This is a genomic window from Emticicia sp. BO119 (assembly GCF_013912375.1).
In the GTDB taxonomy this organism is placed as follows: Bacteria; Bacteroidota; Bacteroidia; order Cytophagales; family Spirosomataceae; genus Emticicia.
In genome coordinates this window covers 379042-398569 of sequence record NZ_JACETV010000005.1, presented here as the reverse complement: position 1 = coordinate 398569, position 19528 = coordinate 379042, and the positions used below count along the sequence as shown (strand labels likewise).

At 37.8% G+C, this 19528-nt stretch carries 16 protein-coding genes; 7 read left to right on the top strand and 9 right to left on the bottom strand.

The features are described from left to right. Nucleotides 1-52: 52 nt before the first annotated feature. Nucleotides 53-1174, bottom strand: coding sequence for an AI-2E family transporter (locus H1R81_RS18180; RefSeq protein WP_181842176.1), 1122 nt, complete (start codon nt 1172-1174; stop codon nt 53-55). A 232-nt stretch (nt 1175-1406) separates the two neighbouring features. On the opposite strand from H1R81_RS18180, the gene H1R81_RS18175 reads away from it, so the two are divergent. Further along, the gene (locus tag H1R81_RS18175) at nt 1407-2705 is read left to right on the top strand and encodes a DUF5690 family protein (protein ID WP_181842175.1); all 1299 of its coding nucleotides are present in this window, start codon (nt 1407-1409) and stop codon (nt 2703-2705) included. Nucleotides 2706-2845: 140 nt separating this feature from the next. On the opposite strand, the gene H1R81_RS18170 is transcribed toward H1R81_RS18175, so the two are convergent. After that, nucleotides 2846-3328: a DUF4494 domain-containing protein gene (locus H1R81_RS18170; RefSeq protein ID WP_181842174.1), complete on the bottom strand. Its 483-nt coding sequence runs from the start codon at nt 3326-3328 to the stop codon at nt 2846-2848. Nucleotides 3329-3509: 181 nt separating this feature from the next. Further along, nucleotides 3510-4682 (bottom strand): hypothetical protein, encoded by a 1173-nt coding sequence (locus H1R81_RS18165; protein ID WP_220275251.1) that lies wholly within the window; start codon nt 4680-4682, stop codon nt 3510-3512. Nucleotides 4683-4808: 126 nt separating this feature from the next. Here H1R81_RS18165 and H1R81_RS18160 point away from each other — a divergent pair, with 126 nt between their 5' ends. Next, nucleotides 4809-5546 carry a DUF5020 family protein gene (locus tag H1R81_RS18160; protein ID WP_181842172.1) on the top strand — a complete coding sequence of 246 codons (738 nt, stop codon included), beginning with the start codon at nt 4809-4811 and terminating at the stop codon, nt 5544-5546. A gap of 3 nt (nt 5547-5549) precedes the next feature. On the opposite strand, the gene H1R81_RS18155 is transcribed toward H1R81_RS18160, so the two are convergent. Then, complete coding sequence (locus tag H1R81_RS18155; protein WP_181842171.1) at nt 5550-6692, bottom strand: TIGR03364 family FAD-dependent oxidoreductase; 1143 nt, start codon at nt 6690-6692, stop codon at nt 5550-5552. After that, complete coding sequence (locus H1R81_RS18150) at nt 6693-7433, bottom strand: HAD family hydrolase (protein WP_181842170.1); 741 nt, start codon at nt 7431-7433, stop codon at nt 6693-6695. A gap of 472 nt (nt 7434-7905) precedes the next feature. Between H1R81_RS18150 and H1R81_RS18145 the strand changes: the two genes are divergently transcribed. Further along, nucleotides 7906-8421, top strand: coding sequence for a YMGG-like glycine zipper-containing protein (locus tag H1R81_RS18145; protein WP_181842169.1), 516 nt, complete (start codon nt 7906-7908; stop codon nt 8419-8421). Between the two features lie 68 nt (nt 8422-8489). On the opposite strand, the gene H1R81_RS18140 is transcribed toward H1R81_RS18145, so the two are convergent. Next, nucleotides 8490-9314 carry a protein-glutamine glutaminase family protein gene (locus H1R81_RS18140; protein WP_220275250.1) on the bottom strand — a complete coding sequence of 275 codons (825 nt, stop codon included), beginning with the start codon at nt 9312-9314 and terminating at the stop codon, nt 8490-8492. A gap of 755 nt (nt 9315-10069) precedes the next feature. Here H1R81_RS18140 and H1R81_RS18135 point away from each other — a divergent pair. From H1R81_RS18135 to H1R81_RS18120, 4 genes are all read left to right on the top strand, one after another. After that, nucleotides 10070-13273, top strand: coding sequence for a SusC/RagA family TonB-linked outer membrane protein (locus H1R81_RS18135; protein WP_181842167.1), 3204 nt, complete (start codon nt 10070-10072; stop codon nt 13271-13273). A 56-nt stretch (nt 13274-13329) separates the two neighbouring features. Then, nucleotides 13330-14922, top strand: a complete 1593-nt coding sequence (locus tag H1R81_RS18130; RefSeq protein WP_181842166.1) for a SusD/RagB family nutrient-binding outer membrane lipoprotein — start codon at nt 13330-13332, stop codon at nt 14920-14922. 86 nt (nt 14923-15008) lie between these two features. Continuing rightward, nucleotides 15009-15575, top strand: coding sequence for a phosphonate degradation HD-domain oxygenase (locus H1R81_RS18125; protein WP_181842165.1), 567 nt, complete (start codon nt 15009-15011; stop codon nt 15573-15575). 77 nt (nt 15576-15652) lie between these two features. Continuing rightward, a complete protein-coding gene (locus H1R81_RS18120) occupies nt 15653-16720 on the top strand; it encodes an alkaline phosphatase family protein (protein WP_181842164.1) in 1068 nt (355 codons plus the stop codon). 127 nt (nt 16721-16847) lie between these two features. Here the strand turns inward: H1R81_RS18120 and H1R81_RS18115 are convergent, their stop codons facing one another. The 3 genes from H1R81_RS18115 to H1R81_RS18105 form a co-directional block, all read right to left on the bottom strand. Beyond that, a complete protein-coding gene (locus H1R81_RS18115; protein ID WP_181842163.1) occupies nt 16848-17201 on the bottom strand; it encodes a VOC family protein in 354 nt (117 codons plus the stop codon). A gap of 277 nt (nt 17202-17478) precedes the next feature. Further along, the gene (locus H1R81_RS18110) at nt 17479-18669 is read right to left on the bottom strand and encodes a glycosyltransferase family protein (protein ID WP_181842162.1); all 1191 of its coding nucleotides are present in this window, start codon (nt 18667-18669) and stop codon (nt 17479-17481) included. Then, nucleotides 18666-19511 carry a UDP-2,3-diacylglucosamine diphosphatase gene (locus tag H1R81_RS18105; protein WP_181842161.1) on the bottom strand — a complete coding sequence of 282 codons (846 nt, stop codon included), beginning with the start codon at nt 19509-19511 and terminating at the stop codon, nt 18666-18668. The genes H1R81_RS18110 and H1R81_RS18105 overlap by 4 nt, the downstream gene beginning before the upstream one ends. Between the last annotated feature and the right edge of the window lie 17 nt (nt 19512-19528).

The window sequence follows — 19528 nt, the reverse complement described above, 5'->3', positions numbered from 1 at the left end:
GACTTTTTCTTTTTGCCTAATTATTCAGTAGTAAGCAGATGTTTAAATTTAATCACTTTCCTTCCTTCTTCTTCGCCCGTTTCTCTAACCCCTTGAAATTAAATGCCACTTTGCCTACTCTGGGTTGGTTATCACCTATCAGGAAGCCTAATGGTTTCAGATCGTCTATTCTATCAAAAATCACTTTCAGAATAGCAGTTAATGGTATAGAGAGGAACATCCCGGCTATGCCCCATAATGCCCCTCCGATAAGTACAACTATTATTGAAACAAGGGCATTTACCTTTACTTTGCTTGCTACAATATTCGGTACAATCAAATTATTATCTACAAACTGCACCACTGAAAACAAGGCAATTACCCAAATCACATAGCTTGGTTCTTTGGTTGTTAATGCCATAGTAATAGGAAAAACCATTGCTATCATATTGCCAATATAAGGAATCAGATTCAATAGAGCAGCGATAATCCCCATCAGGATTGCGTATTGAATACCCATAATTAACAAGCCCGCTGAAATAAGAGTTGCAACAATGACAGCTTCGATAAGTAGACCTATTAGATAACTCTGGATCAGAGTTTTGGTTTCAAACAATACTTCTTCTGCTATTTTTTTCTTGTCGCCATGAAAAAGCAAAGCAACGAACTCCAGTAGCAATGGTTTATAAAAAAGAATCAGGAAAATATACACAGGCATCAGAACAAATAAGGTAAATATATTGCTCATGGCACCCAAGGTGGTAGTAATTACAGCTGTGCCGTTTTTCATGCCTTGAGATTTGATATTTTCTATGGCTTGCTGAATTTTCGGTTTACTTTGATTGAAGGTCTGTGAAATCCAGTTGATTGCATTTTGAGCAAATTCGTCAAACTTTTGTTTAAACTGAGGGGCAGAATCACTGAACATAACCAGTTGCGAGCCAATAAAAAACATCACTCCACCAATTATAATAGCTGCCGTCAGAATAGCCAGAACAATAGCTAATATTTTATTGACATTTTTACTCATCAGAAAATTAACTATCGGGTTCAGCAGAATAGCTACAATAGTTGCCAACAGGAATGGAATGATAATGCCTTGCCCGATATATAATATATAGAAAAATGCCAGCAGACCCATTGTAATCTGCGAAAACTGGAGATATACAGGTAATTTAGAAGATGTAGGATTCATAATTTTATGTATTAATAGGTATTTGCATTTATTAGTACTTAATGTATCTTTCTAAAAACCTTAGCCAGTAGGTTTTATATGCTTATACGTAGAAAGGGAGTTTTTCTGTGGAAGGATACGTATATAGATTGTAGAATTAATTCCACAGCTTCGGATTTGTTATTTAATACTGGCTTAACACTGAGTTTATATGGGGTGCCGAACTTACAAGTTCAATTAATAAAGGCAACCTGTGAAGAGAATCCTTGCGAAGTCTGAAGTATTGTTAATAGTCTGGTGTATTATTGCGGCTTTTGGTACGTATTTCTGTATGTATGCTTTCCGCAAGCCTTTTACAACAGGGTTATACGAGAATTATGAGTTGTGGGGTATGGGATACAAGAGCATTTTGATTATCTCTCAGGTATTTGGCTATATGCTCTCCAAAATTATTGGTATAAAAGTAATAGCCGAATTAAAACCTAAAAGCCGGATATTGTTGATAATAGGTTTGATTACTTTTGCAGAAGTTGCTCTTTTAGCCTTTGGCTTTGTACCTTTTCCATATAATTTTGGTTTACTGTTTCTGAATGGCCTGCCTTTGGGTATGGTGTGGGGAGTTATTTTCAGTTTTCTGGAAGGACGTAAACTAACTGAGTTTTTATCTTTAGGATTAAGCCTGAATCTGGTAATGACATCGGGTGTATTAAAGACTATTTATCTTTATCTACAAGAAACGTATCAGATAAACGAATTTCATTTGCCGTATGTTATCGGGCTGATTTTTTTGCCTTTTTTCCTGTTTTTTGTATGGATGCTGGCACAGATACCACCGCCTAATCACGAAGATACTCTTTTAAGAAACCAAAGAACAGCCATGACTAAAGACGATAAAAGAAAGATTATTAAAGAATTTGGGCTTGGGTTGTTCTGCTTTGTAGGTATGTATCTTTTAATGGCTACCGTGCGCGATTTCAGAGATAATTTTGCTGTGGAAGTATGGCGCGAAATTGATCCTGATTTTAGTAAAATTATTTTTTCGGAGATAGAAACAACTATTGGTTTAATAGTAGTAAGCCTCATCGCCCTGATAGCTTTTATACGTAATAATTTTTATTCCTATCTTACTTTCACGGCGATGATGCTCATGGCTGTAGCGGCTTGCGGAGGTAGTACCTGGGCTTTTCAGCAACAGATAATCCCGGCAAAACTGTGGATGTTAAGTTTAGGAATTGGGTTATTTCTGCCTTATTTATTAATACAAACAGTTGTATTTGAGCGTTTGATAGCTCTTTTCCGAGTAAAAGGTAATGTGGGTTTTCTGGTTTATATCTGTGACTCGATCGGGTATTTAGGTAGTGTATCGCTTCTGATATACCGTGAGTTTTTTCTGAAGCAGATTTCTTTTCTGAATGTACTGATAAACTTTGGCTATATTATTTCAGGCGTTTGCCTTATATTATTGATCATACAACTGATTTATTTTACGAATAAGCATTTAAAAGGAAGGATATGGTGGAAATTGTCTCCGAAGTCAGTATTGAGCGATTAATTATATGAACTTTGATTTAACTTTTGGTTATGATCTCACTGAAACCACAGGCAGTATTCTCAGATTGAATGCGTACCTTACAGGGCTATAAGAATATCATATTAATCATTCAATAAGTTAAATCAAAGTTCAGATAATTCTTAATTCACCCCCACCTCTGCCAATGGCCTGAAATTGCCGTGTTTCAGTTTCTCATCTACTTCTTCATAAGGGATTACCTCCAGGATATTCGTAATATTAATGTCTGTAATCTGATAGTCTTCTACTGTGCCTAATCTTTCAGAAATAAGCTGATAAGCTTCTAATGGGTTTTCGGCATTGATAAGCATATTAAAAGGGGTACGCTTCTCTTTCTGTGACTTCTCGTCAAAACTCATAAAGTTTACTTTTACTTTAAACCAGGTTTCGGCGCCATCTTCTACAAAATATACTTCCTGTAGTTTCATGCGTGAAAGCCCGAATAAATGGAAGTCGGGGGTATTAGAAGCAACAGTTGAGTAAATTCTGGCCTCTGCGTCGGTATAAGATACAGCATCTACTAAATAAACTTCTGTGATTTTAATGGTTTTGTCTTTCTCGTCTACTTTCTGATAGCGAATTTTTCCTTGATACCAAGCTGACATAGTGTAAATGGATTATTAATGAATGGAAAACAATTATTAGAGTATATTTAAAATTTGTTTTTCTAACCAAAAAAGATGCCTTTGCAGGTCGAATCATAATTTTAAACATACTCATACCGCAAAAATACAGAGGCTAATTTAAACTAAAGGTATATACGAAGCAATTAAATTAAAATCTGGTTTAATCCTTGCAAGACTGTGCCTTCAGGCTGACGAAATCAATATACGCCGGAATGGCAGGGGTATCTGGCCTAAAACCCTTCAAAGCAAATATACCAATATATTTAGGCTCGATCAGGATATCTCTGCTTATGATTTCTTTAAAAGCAAATAGGTCATTCTCTCCTGAAGCATATAAGAACCGATAGGTGTGATTTTGTTTTTCAATGCGTAAGGCAGACTTCTTCAGGTTTTGGGTAACAATAACCGATTGTGAAGAATCCATATTAAAAATAACAGAATGCGCTATTTCTTCGGGTTTACTATGATTGCCATCAGTAGCACTGATGGCTTGCAACAGAATTTCACCCGGTTTGATTAACCCTCCGAAAAAATTATTGAATGAAAGCGAAAGCCGGACACTCTTGCTGCTAAAAGTGGTATCCTCCATTAATAAGATACCGACTTGCTGCCAGTTTTCCTTAGGTATAAAATTAGTAAGGTGTATTTCTGATGAAAAGCAGGAAGACTTTATTTCTTTCAATAAGAGATTTTTGATACCTATTCTGCCAGCGGTGTCTATATAATTATCACCATCTAATGTATAGAGTGTCAGATGTCCTGCTTTCTCATCGCGCTTCTCCCAATAGATTGGATCTTCATTTTTTAGCATCCAGCCTCTTTGTGTCAATGAGTCCAGACTCACCGAGGTGAAATTATCAACAAAGTCAGTTGATTGAATGGTATTCCTGTAGATATAAACTGTTATTGTTGTCAATAAAACTATGATGGCAATTATATCCCAGAGCTTAAATTTAAATACAAATGCGGGTTTATTTCTTTTTCTCCTGGTGCTGTGGGCTTTAGCAAAAGTATCGCGGTAATTATACCAGTACCTGAAATGCGCCTCATTCTTTTTACGGGTAGCTTCATCAGTTTTAGAGGCATTGCTTATATATCGGGCAAGTGTATCTAAAGTTGCAATACTTGGATTCTCTTGTTTCTTGATATTAGGATTGAGTAAATGAATTGAATAATTTTTTATACTCTTCCAACCTACTATCAGGCCTGTACGTTCTAAAATCTCGTTCGAAAAATGCTTGCTTTCCGTCTCCGAAAGAGGAGTCGTTAAATCTTTCCAGAAGCATTTTTCGTGGGCTTCATAGAATAATCTGAAAAAAGCTTTTTCGTCCATTGTGCTCATACGTAGGATTGATGGTATGCGTAATTAACGTTTACGGAAGGTTTATGCTTGAATTACGAAGCAATTTTTTTTTTCGGGTGAGATTTGACTCATTAAAAAACAAAATTAAAGATTCAAATGAACTCACGCATGAAAACAAGCCTGATTTTTCTTAGCATTTTTCTAATACCATTATTATTGAGATCACAAGACCTGCAAGTTCATTATGATTTCAGGCACACGGTTGACCCAAAGCTGAATCAAAGGAATTTTCCTATGATTAGCTTTCAGTACTTTAAAGAGATAGATACTGTTGGTACAGGCTCGTTTTTATTTAAAGTACAAACCTTTCTGGATGGAGAGAAAAACAATACCAATCAGGCATTTCTGCAAATCTCTCAATCTTTACGGTTCTGGAAACCTAAAGTATATCTATCTCTTAATTATAGTGGCGGCCTGGGTATCGCAGATCCATCATTTGGGTATTATATAAGAAATTCTTTTGGTATGGGAGTCGCTTACCCCTTTCAATGGAAAGGAGCATGGATAAGTACTGCTGTACTTTATCGCTACAATGCCTTTCCAAAAGGCAGCCATGACCCTCAATTTACTTTTTATTTTGGCAGAGGTTGGCTGAACTATAAAATCTTTGCAGAAGGTAGCATCGTTGCATGGACAGAAAACCGCAATCAGGGCATTGACTATACCAAAGGACAAACAGGAAAGAAATTTGCCCTTTTTGGCGACCCGCAAATCTGGTTTAATATTAAAAAAGGTTTTGCAGTTGGCTCAAGAGTGAGTTTATATTATCATCTGTTGACCGATAGAAATATCATTCAGGCTTATCCCACAGTTGGGACAAGGTATAAGTTTTAAGATTTATAACAATCCATTAATCACATGCTCGGCATACCCGGCACTGGTGGTCATACCTTTACCGCCAATGCCAGTACGGATGTGTATATTCTGACTGATGTCATGCTCGAATATCTCGTCTGGGTGTTGAGCATAAAAACCTGCCCATGACCGGGCAATCTTCCTTAAAGGAAAACGCATAATGCGTTCGGCTTCTTTCAGCATTAAGTCGTTGATATAATTTTTGGTATCGAAGCCCAATTCGTCAGTATGGCCAACAGGGGCATACTCGTGTGAATCACCTATGATAATAGAACCATCAATAGCTTGTTTGAACAGGATATGGATACCCCATTTTTTTAGCTCAGAGTAATGATCGGGGGTAGAGATACTTTTAAAAGATGGGCATTGCTCAAAAGACTCATACCGACGGATAGAAAGTCCGGTAAGGATATTTCCTTTGATTGAGACATTCGTCATTGGTACAGTCTGAAGCATCTGCAATTTGCTTACAATCATGCCGCTTTGTGCATATACTTCCGGAAAAAGCAGGTTAAATACATATCCACTACAAATAATGGCTTTATCGGCAGTGTACTGTTCTTTACCGCTTGTAGTAAGTGTAACAAAACCTGATGCCTCGGTACAATCAATGACGCTGGTATTGGTCAGATAAGTAACTTGCAATTGTTCCTGTAAAAACTGGAGTATTTTGTAGATCAGTAAGTTTGGCTCTACACTTACCTCGTTTGGATAGTAAATAGCCCCACGCACGTAATCTTCTTTTAGCTCTGGATATAAATCCATACATTGCCTCTTTGAGAGTAGCATACAATCATAGCCAAAACCTTGATGTATATCGTACAATTCATTAGCCAATTGCCATTCGGTTTCGTCAGAGGCAAAGTAAATTGTTCCATTTTTTCTGACCGATATATCAAATTGCTGCTGGATTCCTTTGTAGATTTCAAGGCTTCTGTGACCAAAATCAAACCATTTTCCGGCTGAACCTGAAGGAACCGCCTGTCCGAAATTACGGACGGTAGAACTGACCGGGAAATTATCTTTCTCAATAATTAATACTTTCTTACCTTTTTTAGCAGCGTGATAGGCATGAAAAGCCCCCATAATTCCGCTGCCAATTATAATAATATCAAAGTTTTTCATTTATGCTTCACTAAGAACACCTAAGTTAATAATAATGTCTTTTAAATCTCTTAAGGAATCTAATAATCCATCATTGCGTAGAATAGTTAATTGCTGGCGGGTATGTGTACCGTTGATAACACCTAAAGAGAGCCGGCACCCTGCCCTTACACCCGATTTTAAATCAGATGGGGTGTCGCCTATGTTAATAACCTCATAAGGGTCAGAAATACCCATCAGTTTCATAGCTTTCTGAATCATATATGGTTCTGGTCGGCCTTTAGGTACTTCATCACTGGCAATAGAAACATCAATGACTGACCTGCCCGAAGTATTCACATAGTTGTATTCCAGGCCATCAAGCCAGCCTAATTTTTCTAATATAATATTGGTAACAATCCTGTAGAAACCTGTTGTTAAGGCTATCTTAATATTATTCTTACGCAGAAAATCAAAAATCTCTAAACAGCCTTCGGTAGGCAGAACCTCGTTTTTACGGTAATGGTCTTCCAGAATCAAACGGAAATAGTCATAAGAATAAATCACGTTTTCATGATATTCAGGGTGATCTTTACCTGTTTTTTCTTCCCAAAGCATTTTGAAAACCTCTACTTTTGAGTATCCCTGTAAGGCCAGAATGCGTTCTTCAGAAACATTTAGACCTACATACTCGCAAGCTTTGGCAAAACAGGTCTCGACTTCCTTTTTATCCTGAACGGTAGTTCCGGCCATATCGAAAACAACTAATCTGATTGGGTGCATAAGTTGCTGTTTTTTGACAAAAATAAATCAACGCCCTGTATAAAACATATTATGTTTTTGTTAAGCCCTAAGTATGAATGCCTCATAAACTGTTAATCTCACACTTAAAAAAATACTTTTTTTATATCTACATTCTTAAGAAGTACGTCTTCCTAATCTTTTATTTCATAGAAGTGTTTCTCAGACATTTTTAAAGAGAGAATTTTGATTTTGGGGAATATTTTCCCCGTAAACGACTCAAAAATTCATTTTCCTCTTTAGGAATTCTTGTTGAAAAATGAATTTATTTTTCATGTAAATGATTGATTATGAGTGGTTTATTATGATTTTTTAATTGTGACTGAGTTTTTTCATGAGTAGCGGACTCAATTTTTTTATATGTATGATAGCTGATTGATTTTGGCTGATTAACGAAATTTTAAACTTTTAAAACGTGCTATTGTCAATAAACCACAAATAACACGATACAATTATGAAAAATGTACTAATTGTCGCCTCACTTGTAGCAGCTACAATGGGGTGTAATAGCAGAGAAAACACAAACGAAAAAATACAGGCAGCCAGACAAGCTGCAATTGACTCGGTAAACAGAGTAGTTGAAATCGAGCGGATGAAACAAGCAACTATTGACTCGATGAATCTGATACAGGAAAAAGAGTTAGCATTAGCAGAGGCTAATAAAGCCAGTTCAGCAACCAAAACCAAAGAGACCGTAATATATAAAGATGGTGGTTATGCAAATACCGGTTATACGCCAGTATCTTATGGGCCTACAGCCACAGCTAAAAAGAAAATGAATAATACTGTGAAAGGTGCACTGATCGGAGCTGGTGTAGGTGCACTGACAGGAGTGGCTATTGCTAAAGATAAAAAGGGTAAAGGAGCCTTGATTGGTGCAGGTGTGGGTGCGGCAGCAGGTGCTGTAACAGGGGTGATTGTTGATAAACAGAAAAAGAAAAAGCAAACGCAACCCCAGATTTATTATTAATTCACAACCGATTATATAGATTAATGATTTCATGGCATGAAGCAATTCATGCCATGATTTTTTATGTGCTATTCTGTTATTTCTTTAATTAACTTAGACCATTTCTCTACATTATCCTCAAAAATACCACGATAATAATGGATTAAATCGTAATGCTTTTCCTGAAATTCGGGGGTCATTCGTTTATTAAAACTCCTGTCTCTGAAAACACATTCAAAATTATTGATACTGCCAATCAGAAATTTGTAGTCATTGATAAGTGATGCACCCGCATGATTCTTAAGCGCTCTTTTGATTACTTCTTCGTGCATAAGCAGTGCTGTTTCGTTGACTGCTAATCCTTTTTCGAGCCATTTATTTTCTAAACAATCACCTTCAACCGAATAAAAATCCCCATTAAATAAGCTTTTACCGGGTTTTTTAAGTGATGGAGAAGAATAAAACAAGAAATTTTCGGGTGCTTCAACAATACACCGGTAGGCTTGGGTATTGAGGTGAGCCAGCCATTCTTCACGACTTAAAGGAGCGTATTCTGAAAAATTGAAATCGAAAATCAACTCCTGAGCACCAATCTGAATCAAAGGGGCTACATGGTAGCCCCAACGAATGTAGCCACGAGGAGCAATATGGTTTGGGTCTTGTATCCGGAATACTTCATTTGAAGACTCTGAATAGCGGCAAGGAGCAAAAACCCAGATTTTTTTATGCGGAATCTCTCGTTTTTTCAGTAAGAGAGAACTCAGGTGAGCGTTGCAGTGACAGTTACCCTGCAGATATCGGTAAGATGGATAAAGATAATATTTGATTTCAGTAAATAAGCCATCTATTGAGGGTTGAATAAAAGCTTTTGATTCAGATACATTCAGCATTTTTGAGTGTTGATTAGGTTTCAAAACTACGAGTTAAAAGCCTATTGAAATATTATGATTTGGTAAAGGAATTGTAACGCAGAAGTTACGGGCAACTTGTTGTTTTGCAGGAAGCGAAATAAGGGAAATAACCGAAGATTAGAAAAGAATAAAATAGAGTAAAAACAAACAGCAGATTTATAAAAAGCTATTGAATTTTGCGTTTAATAGCATATAACTCTTTTTTGTTATTTGTGTCTTCAGAGGTAAACACCCACTTTACTTTATGAGAGAAACACACCTTGTTTTTAGGTTATTAAAATTTTTATCAGATATACTTAAAAGCACGTGGCCTATTATTATGAACATCAATACCTGTAAAAAAGAAAATCATCAGGATAGCTCATTCATTGGCTATCAGGTTTATTGAAACGTATCAATAAAAGAGTATAACCAAACACACCTTTAAACTTTTCTTCAGACTCAGGAAACCAAGCCAAATATTACTTTTAATACCAGTATTGGCTCAACATGACTTTGCTTCTTAGTGGTGTTATCATAGTACTACCTTTTGCATAAGTAAAATTACTCAATTCTTAAAAAATGCCTGTTTTTTCATGTTTATGCACAAAAAAGCTCAAAAAAAGGGCGGTTTCAGGCATTTACTTAACAATAGCTTAATTACGCCTTAACATTCACAGAATGTTATAAACGTACTTTTGCATCCTGAAAATCATGCTGGTAAATTATAAAATTCAAGAACGACTTAACTCTTTCAAAATCAAACAAAAACAAAGTATATGAAAAAACAATTCCTATTATGTGTGGTAGTTTTTCTGATGGGTCTGTTTATTAGTGAGGCGACTTACGCGCAGACCTCAGTAAACGGGAAGGTATCTTCTGCCAATGGCGAAGGTATCCCCGGTGTAAGCGTGTTGGTAAAAGGCACTAATCAGGGAACTAACTCTGATGCCAGCGGAAATTTCAGATTAAGCAATGTAAACTCAAACACTGTTCTTGTGTTTTCTGCCATAGGGTTTATAACAGAAGAGCGCACGGTGGGTAACCAGACAACCGTTAATGTTACCTTAAATGAAGATACGAAAACCCTGAATGAGGTAGTGGTTACAGCGCTTGGTATCAAAAAAGACATCCGTCGTATCGGGGTAGCTATCCAGTCAATTGACGGTGCTTCAACAGTGAAAGCACGTGAGCCCAATGCGATCAATGCATTGGCCGGTAAAGTAGCTGGCTTGACGATTGGGGCACAGCCAGAGTTATTGCGTAAACCAAATATTTCGTTACGTGGTAATACAGAGATATTATATGTGGTTGATGGTGTGCCTATTAACTCTGATACCTGGAATATCAGCCCTGATGATATTGAGACCTATTCGGTTTTAAAGGGAGCTTCTGCTTCGGCACTTTATGGGTTCCGTGGTAAAAACGGTGCGATTCTGATTACTACCAAACGTGGTTCGAAAGATAAACGTGGATTCTCAATTGAAGTTAACTCTTCAACAATGATGGATAAAGGCTTTTATGCAATTCCCAAAGTACAGGATATGTATGGCCCTGGCGACCACGGTCGTTATGCATTCGTAGATGGTAAAGGTGGTGGATTGAATGACGGTGACTACGATGGTGGCTGGGGACCTAAATTTGAAGGCCAGTTGATTCCTCAATACGATAGCCCGGTTGACCCTGTTACTGGTGTAAGACAAGGTACGCCTTGGGTAGCTCGTGGTAAAGATAACTTAGAGCGTTTCTTACAGGCTGGTATTCTTTCTACCAACAATATCGCGGTTTCAGCTTCTGGCGAAAAATATAATTTGCGCTTCTCTACTTCTCAAATTTCGCAACGTGGTATTGTACCCAATACCAAATTGAATATCTCGAATTTCAATGTAGCTGCTGATTATAAATTCTCGGATAAACTTTCGTTTACCTCGAACCTGCAATATAACAGACAGTACACACCAAATATCCCGGATATTAACTATGGCCCTAACTCAATTATCTATAACATGACACTTTGGGCAGGTGCCGACTGGGACGTGGACGATATGCGTAACTACTGGCAACCAGGTAAAGAAGGTATTCAACAGATATATGCTGAGTACCAACGCTACAATAACCCGTATTTCATGAGTTATGAATGGTTGAGAGGTCATCAGAAAACCGATATTATCGGACAGGCGGCTTTGACTTATAAATTTACAGATTATTTAGAGGCGACACTTCGTTCGCAGATTACTACCTGGAATTTGTTCCGTAACGAAAAAATGCCTTATTCTGCAGGTGCCTATGGCCGTGATGAGCGTCGGGGTGATTACCGTGAAGACCGTCGTAACCTGTTTGAAAACAATACCGACATATTAATTAAATTTGATAAAGATGTTGTAAGAGGTCTGAATGCAAAAATCTGGGCAGGGGGTAATATCCGTACTTTTGAGTATAGTTCACAATTCGGTTCGACTGATTATCTGAATGTGCCTGGCTTATATAATTTCAGCAACTCGGCTAATCCTGTTCGCACAGCTAACTTTAATTCGGCCATGCGTGTAAATTCAGCCTATTACTCTGCTGACTTTACTATCAAAAACTTCATTACTATCGGAACAACCGGTCGTGTTGATAAATTATCAACTTTGCCAACAGGTAATAATACATTCTTCTATCCATCAGTATCGGCCTCAACAGTTATATCTGATTATATCAACCTGCCATCGGTTATCTCATTCTTTAAACTGAGAGGTTCATATGCCAACGTAAAAGATGGGTTAACGCGCTCGACTATTGGTACAACACCAAGTTTGGGTGATGGTAACCCATTGGGTTATGGAGACCAGTATTATTCTCCTTATGATGGCCCGGCCTATAGCAACTCAGCGGTTTATTCTACGCCATTTGCCTATAACAATCAACCATCGGCCTACTTTACAGGTACTTTGAACAACCCGGGGTTGAACCCAAGTTCAACTTCTCAGACTGAAGTCGGCCTTGATTTCAGAGTACTGCAAAACCGGATTGGTTTAGATGTAACTTATTTTATATCGAACGAAGGCCCAAGAATCTTCTCTTTACCTATTTCATCAACAACTGGCTATACAGCAGCCTTGGTAAATGGTATCAAAACACAGAAAAAAGGTTGGGAAGTTGCTCTGACAGGTTCACCAATCAAAAATCCTGATGGATTTAACTGGGATGTAGTAGTAAACTACTCGACTTTCCAGGAGAGATTAACAGAGATTTATCCGGGTGTTGAGAGCCTGAATACATTCTTTAAAGTAGGCGATCGTCTGGATAAATTCTATGGATCTGCCTTTGCAAGAACACCAGACGGACAGATTATCAATGATGCCTCTGGCCGCCCGATTACAACACCTGTAGCACAGTTCTTAGGTTATATCAATCCAAAGTTTGTATTTGGCATTAACAACAAATTCAACTACAAAAACCTGAGCTTCAGCTTCCAGTTCGATGGCCGTATTGGTGGGGTAATATCTAACTATATCCAGCGTCAGACTTACCGTGGTGGCCGTCATATCGGTACTACAGAAGGTGTAATGGGTGTAGCACGTGAGCAAGATTATTTAGGTGTAAAAGCCTATATCGGTGAAGGAGTACAGGTATCAAATGGGGTACCTATTCAGTTTGACGCAAATGGTAAAATTACCAACTACGCAGAGTTACAATACAAAGCCAATGATACCAAACAGTTTGTACAAGACTATGTGAGCCGTTATTATAATACAGATGACGGAAACCTGATGAATCGTTCTTTTGCCATGTTACGTGAGGTTGTTGTAGGATATTCATTGCCTGAAAGATGGTTTGGTGGAATTGTAAGAAACGCATCAGTATCATTGGTAGGTAGAAACCTGTTGTATTTTGCCGAGAAAAAAGACATTGATTTAAACCAGTATATCAATGATGCGGGGTCAGGTCTGCAAACACCGTCAACCAGAAGATATGGTATCAACCTGAACTTTACTTTTTAATCCAGTTATTGTTCACTAAGCTTATTTCAACATCATCAAGATAAAAATATTTAAAAATGAAGATAAATCAATTATTCGCAGGGGCTTTTGCAGTTTTAGCTGTTACCCTTAGCAGTTGCGAAAGATCGTTTGAAGACCTTGAAAAAGACCCGAACCGCCCGGTAAATGTGCCAGCTTCGCTGGTTTTGCAAGGGGTTGAGTCTGACCTTGCCAATAATACAGGTCGCCCGTTTAGTGCAGAGATGCGTTGGAACCAGTTCTACTGCTCTAACTATAACTATTATGCTACTAATGAATATACGTGGTCGTCGACTCCAAACCATTATAATACACTTAAAAACGTAGTAAAAATGGAGGAAGAAGCGAAACGTGCTGGTTTGGCTGATGTGAATGGTTATTCTGCGCTTGGCAAGTTTTTCCGTGCCTATTTCATTGATGAAATGACCAAACGTGTAGGAGATATACCTGTATCTGAAGCATTAAAAGGTATCGAAAACATTACCCCTAAATATGATAACCAAAAAGCTGTGTATGTTCAGATTCTGAAATGGCTGGAGGAAGCCAATGATAATCTTGCTGTTTTGATTACACAGGGGCAGACAGTACAGGGAGATTTTTATTTTGGGGGCGACCTTCGTAAATGGCAGAAAGCAGTTAATGCTTTCAAACTGAGAGTATTGATTTCGTTGAGCAAAAAAGAAGCAGAAGGCGACCTGAATGTAAAAACACGTTTTGCGGAAATAATTGGTAACCCAACCAAATATCCTTTATTTGAGGGTTTAGCCGATAATTTAGAGTTTAAATACAATCAGTTTAACAAATATCCGTCGAATCCTGATAACTTTGGGTTTGATGCGACACGCCAGAACATGGCCAAAACTTATGTTGGTTTGTTGTCGGATTTGAAAGACCCACGCGTAATGGTTACTTGCGAACCGGCCGGTGCAGCATTGAAAGCAGGTAAATTGCCATCTGATTACTCGTCATTTGTAGGGGCAAGTTCGGCAGAAGATCTGGCTGATATGAGCGAAAAGGCAGGTAGAACCAACGGTGCAGGGTTTGCTCCGGGTGTATATTCGTTCCAGAATCGTTATCGTTATTATCGTAATTATACCGCTGAAAACACGTTTATTGTGGGTTATCCTGAAATGTGTTTCAACATTGCTGAAGCTATTCATAGAGGTTGGGCAACAGGTGATACTGAAACATGGTATAAAAAAGGTATTCAGGCGTCAATGAGTTTCTATGGAATCGTAAATGGCAGCAATACGATGACCTATTCAAAAACAGGAGGCAGAGATGCAGCTGATTTAGCTAACTATACGGTTAACTTTAATTTTGATACATATTATGCGCAGGATATGGTAAAATATGATGGTAAAACCACCAAAGGGTTGCAACAGATTATCAGCCAGAAATATGCGGCATTCTTTATGAATTCGGGCATGGAAGCCTATTTTAACTGGAGACGTACGGGCTTTCCTAAATTTGAAACAGGTGTAGGTAATGGTAATTCGGGCCGTATTGCTCTTCGTTGGCAATATCCGGTTTCTGAACGTACTACCAATTCCAAAAATTATAATGAAGCTATCGGCAGCCAGTATGCCGGTAAAGACGATATTAATGATAGCGTCTGGATAATGAAGTAGTTTTTGTACATCATAGGTAAGAGTTGAAAGTAGCGGAGCAGTGTTCCGCTATTTTTTAATTCAGGTTTTATTAACTCATTATACACATGGCAGATATTAGCAAAGTTATTGATGAGATTCGTGTTATATTTCTCTCACAAGGCGGCGAACAATATTATGGCGAACCTGTAAGTCAGTTTGAACACGCCGCTCAGTCGGCAATTCTGGCAGAGAAATCCGGCTTTGACGAGCAGGTGCAGATAGCGGCTTTTCTGCACGACATCGGGCATCTTTTGCCTGCTGCCTCAGAAGAAGAATTAATGGAAAGCTATGGCAGAAAAGACCATGAAGGTGTAGCTGCCGATTGGCTGAGAGATAGGGGTTTTTCTGAAAAAATAGCGGTTTTAGTAGAAAACCACGTGAATGCCAAGCGTTATTTATGTTATGCCAATCCTGCTTATTATAATAACCTTTCAGAAGCCAGCAGGCAAACTCTAATTTTTCAGGGTGGGAAAATGGAACAGGCAGAGGCAGAGATGTTTGAAAAGAATCCGTATTTCGATATTATTATCAGAATGCGCAGATGGGACGAAGCCGCCAAAGCAGAACACCAACCACTACCAGATTTAGACCATTTTCTGAAAATCTGTGAGAATTATTTACAGCAGAATTAAATAATAATTTTTCAGTTTTTACAGAATAGATTTACTTTGTTAGTTCCTCCCAATGTATTTAAAAACATCTATCTACTATGAAGAAAATACTCGTATTACTCTTATTGGCTATTGATACATTCGCACAACACAAAACCGAGAATGTATTTATTATTACAACTGATGGTTTTCGTTGGCAGGAAGTCTTTGGTGGTATGGATCCCGAATTACTGAACAAAAAAGATTTTGTGAGAAACGAAGATCGTCTGAAAAAGACGTTTGGTGGTGAGTCGGCAGAAGAAAAAAGAGAAAAACTATTGCCTTTTTTCTGGAATACTATTGCCAAACAAGGACAGTTATATGGAAACCGCTGGCATAATAATAAAGTAAACGTTTTAAATCCCTACTGGTTTTCGTATCCTGGGTATAACGAAATACTGACTGGATACGCCGATGATAAGGTAAATTCTAATGATAAGAAGCTGAATGAAAATATTACAGTATTAGAATTTCTGAATCAGCAGAAAGGCTTGAAAGGGAAAGTAGCAGCCTATTCTACCTGGGATTGTTTCCCGTATATTATTAATGAGCCACGCAGTGGGATTCCGGTTAATTCAGGCAAAGAATTAGTAGAAGGTAAAACGACTGATAAAGAGGCTATACTGAATGAGATTCAGACAAATTATCCAAGTTTAGCAAGCGACCGCCACGATTTTGTTACCTATTATTTAGCGAAAGAATATATTAAGAAAAACAACCCGAAAGTGTTCTTCCTGTCGTTTGATGAAACTGATGAATTTGCACATGAAGCTAAATATGATGAGTATTTATTTGCAGCCAATACAGTAGATAAATTTATAGGAGATTTATGGAATTATTGCCAGAGCAACCCGAAGTATAAAGATAAAACAACGTTTATTATTACAACTGATCATGGTAGGGGAGATAAAAATAAATCGCAGTGGACGAGCCACGGACAAAAAGTGTCTGACTGCTACCAGATATGGTTTGCAGTTATCGGCCCTGATACTCCGGCTCTGGGCGAGATCAAGACAGAAGGGCAGCTATTTCAGAATCAGATAGCAAAAACAGCGGCTAAATTCTTAGGTTTTGATTTTCAGAACGGAAGGGAGATAGGTAAAGAAGTAACTACGGTGATGAAATAGGGAGACTGTCTTGAACTGTGATTTAGCTGATTTTATGATTTTACCGATTTTAAATCATATTTATTTTGAATCAAAATAATCAACGAAATCAGGTTAATCAGCTAAATCACAGTTCAAGACAATAATCTCAAATAGCATGATGCACATAAAAAAGATGCCCGTTCAGGTCTCTGATCGTAAACTGACGTTGATTCCAGGGCTTGTTTTCAATATGATCAATTATATCTGCTCCTTTGTTCATTAATTCTTTATAACTGGCATCTATATCTTCTGCAAAAACCCAGTGAATATTTGGTGTAAAAGGAGTTTCAGTTTTTCTAAAAAAAATGGCTATATCGTCTCTCTGTACTGAGCCTATCCACTTACTGTCATCTAACCAGGCTATATAAAAACCTAATACCTCTACATAGTAAGCCTGTGCTTTTTCAACATCTTCAACAGGTAGCTCAGCAACAGGCTGGGCAAGTTTAGTCGTTACCATAAATTTTGTAGTTTGATAGTATAAATTTAGTGAATTATGTCTTGAACTTTGATTTATCTGATTATAATAATTTCACTGACTTATTTTAAAATTGTCAACTGAGAATAATCATCGCAAAATCATATTAATCATCCAAATCAGGTAAATCCAAGTTCAGACAAAATCATCACTCAATAAAAAAAACGAGCCTCTGCTCGTTTTTCAATATATCGTTTTCATGACTATGGTTGTATCAACAAATCTTCTATTGGTGTCACCACATACGTTAATTTATGATTTAATTTCTTGTTAAAGGAGATACAAGTGCTAATGCGAAGCGTTTAACAAACTGGGGTATTAGCTCTCTTTGACGGATAGTCTGCCATATTGTTTGGCGTTTAGGAGTATTAAACAGGTCTTCGATTTCTCTCATAAAGATAAAATTGCTACGACTATGCCATGCCCTGAAATTATGGCTTATGTCTTTATGTGCAGGCAGATAATCAATAAAGGCTGTTAAATCAAAGTTGTTTGCTGTTATTCCGGCTCCGGCTCTTCGGGCATCAATAGCATTACAGGCTTGCTCGTAGTGTTTAGGCACAGGAATCATTAGCACCGGTTTACCTAAATACATGGCTTCACATACAGACTCAAAACCCGCAGTAGTTACTAATCCACGGCAATTCTGCATCATTTCCAGAAATTTTCTGCCGTTAATTTTATGAAAATGCAAGTTAGGTGAATAGTGGAAAGTATCGTCATAATCCGGATTATCCCAGAAACAGTGTACCTCTGTATGGGGGTTTGTATCGTGCCACTTTATTATCTGCTCTGCTAATGAATGTTGAGTTACATAAGCAAGCAGATAATTGTGGCTGCTGGTACTTAAACGCGACAGATCTGACCGAAGCAAAGGAGGAATAGGAAATATTTTCTGGTTTTTATCGTCGTCGAATGGTGTAAAAGAAAGGGCGAGTTTTTTAGCAGCCCCTAAGGCGGTAATCCGTGTATTGGTGTTGACCAATTGTTGATCTAACCAATGATTTTTCGGGTGGTGAAAATTGGGATGAAGCAATAAATATTGGTGCGCAATACAAATCATCGGTATTTTAGGACGAAATAAGAATTGATGGAGGCCACCTAAAACGTCATAAAAATTAATGATTACATCAGGTTTCAGTTTTTTAGTCTGAAATTGAATTTTTCTAAGACTATGCCTGTAAGCTCGCAGGTTTAGAAGAGTATTGCAAATAGTTTTGGGTACATCGAGTGCCTTTGTTTTCTGATTATAGGCAAGATAAGGGCTTGAAAACGGAATGACTGGACTTTTGAAGTTCTCATGAAAGAAGGCAGGTATATCTCTGCCATTGGCAGTTCCTATTAAGGCACCTGCAACTGTATGACCATTGTTTTCCAATATTTCGGTCAGTGCAATGGCCTGGGTCAGATGCCCGCGTCCTTCTCCTTGTACAATTAACAAAAACCTCATAGAGTTGCTGCTATTCTTGGTAAAACAAATCTTTCTTCTTTATTGAGATCCTCACCCAAATCAATATCTTCCTCAGGGTCTTCCTCGGTTTTGCAGTCAGTTAATGAGTAATATACCAGACTCCAGTTGCCATCAAAATCTTCTACCAATGCCGACATAGTTTCTACCCAGTCTCCTGAATTGAGATATAAAATACCATCAATATTTCTGATTGCCGGCTGATGAATATGCCCGCATATAATGCCATCACAGTTTTTGGCTTTAGCCAATTCGGCTAATTTCTCTTCAAAATCTGTTACATAGTTTACAGCCAGTTTTACAGCTTGTTTTACCTGCTGCGAAAGAGAGTAATAAGACAGGCCTCTCCACTCGCGATATTTATTATAATTTTTGTTCAACCAAAGCAGAAAAGTATAGCCTAAGTCTCCTAAGTGTGCGAGCCACTTCATATTTGTAGTAATACTGTCGAAAACATCACCATGAGTTACGTAAAATCGCTTATCGCCCGATTTCAGTATATAATCTCTACGTATCTGAAATTGCTTACCGATTACCAAGGGAAGTATCTGGTCAAGAAAATCGTCATGATTCCCACGTAGATAAATCACTTTGGTATCATGTTTATCCATCATTTTTAGCACTACTCTAAAAAAGGCGGTATGTTTCTTTTTCCAGTTTCCGTATTTCTTTAATTGCCAGCCATCAATTATATCTCCGTTAAGAATGAGGCGTTCACAGCGGTATTGTTTAAGAAATTCAGTTACCTCTTTTGCTTTGCAGCCACTTGTTCCTAAGTGAAGATCCGAAAGCACTATTGTCCGAAAATGTTTTCCCTTGTTCATATTTACAAATTTCTAAA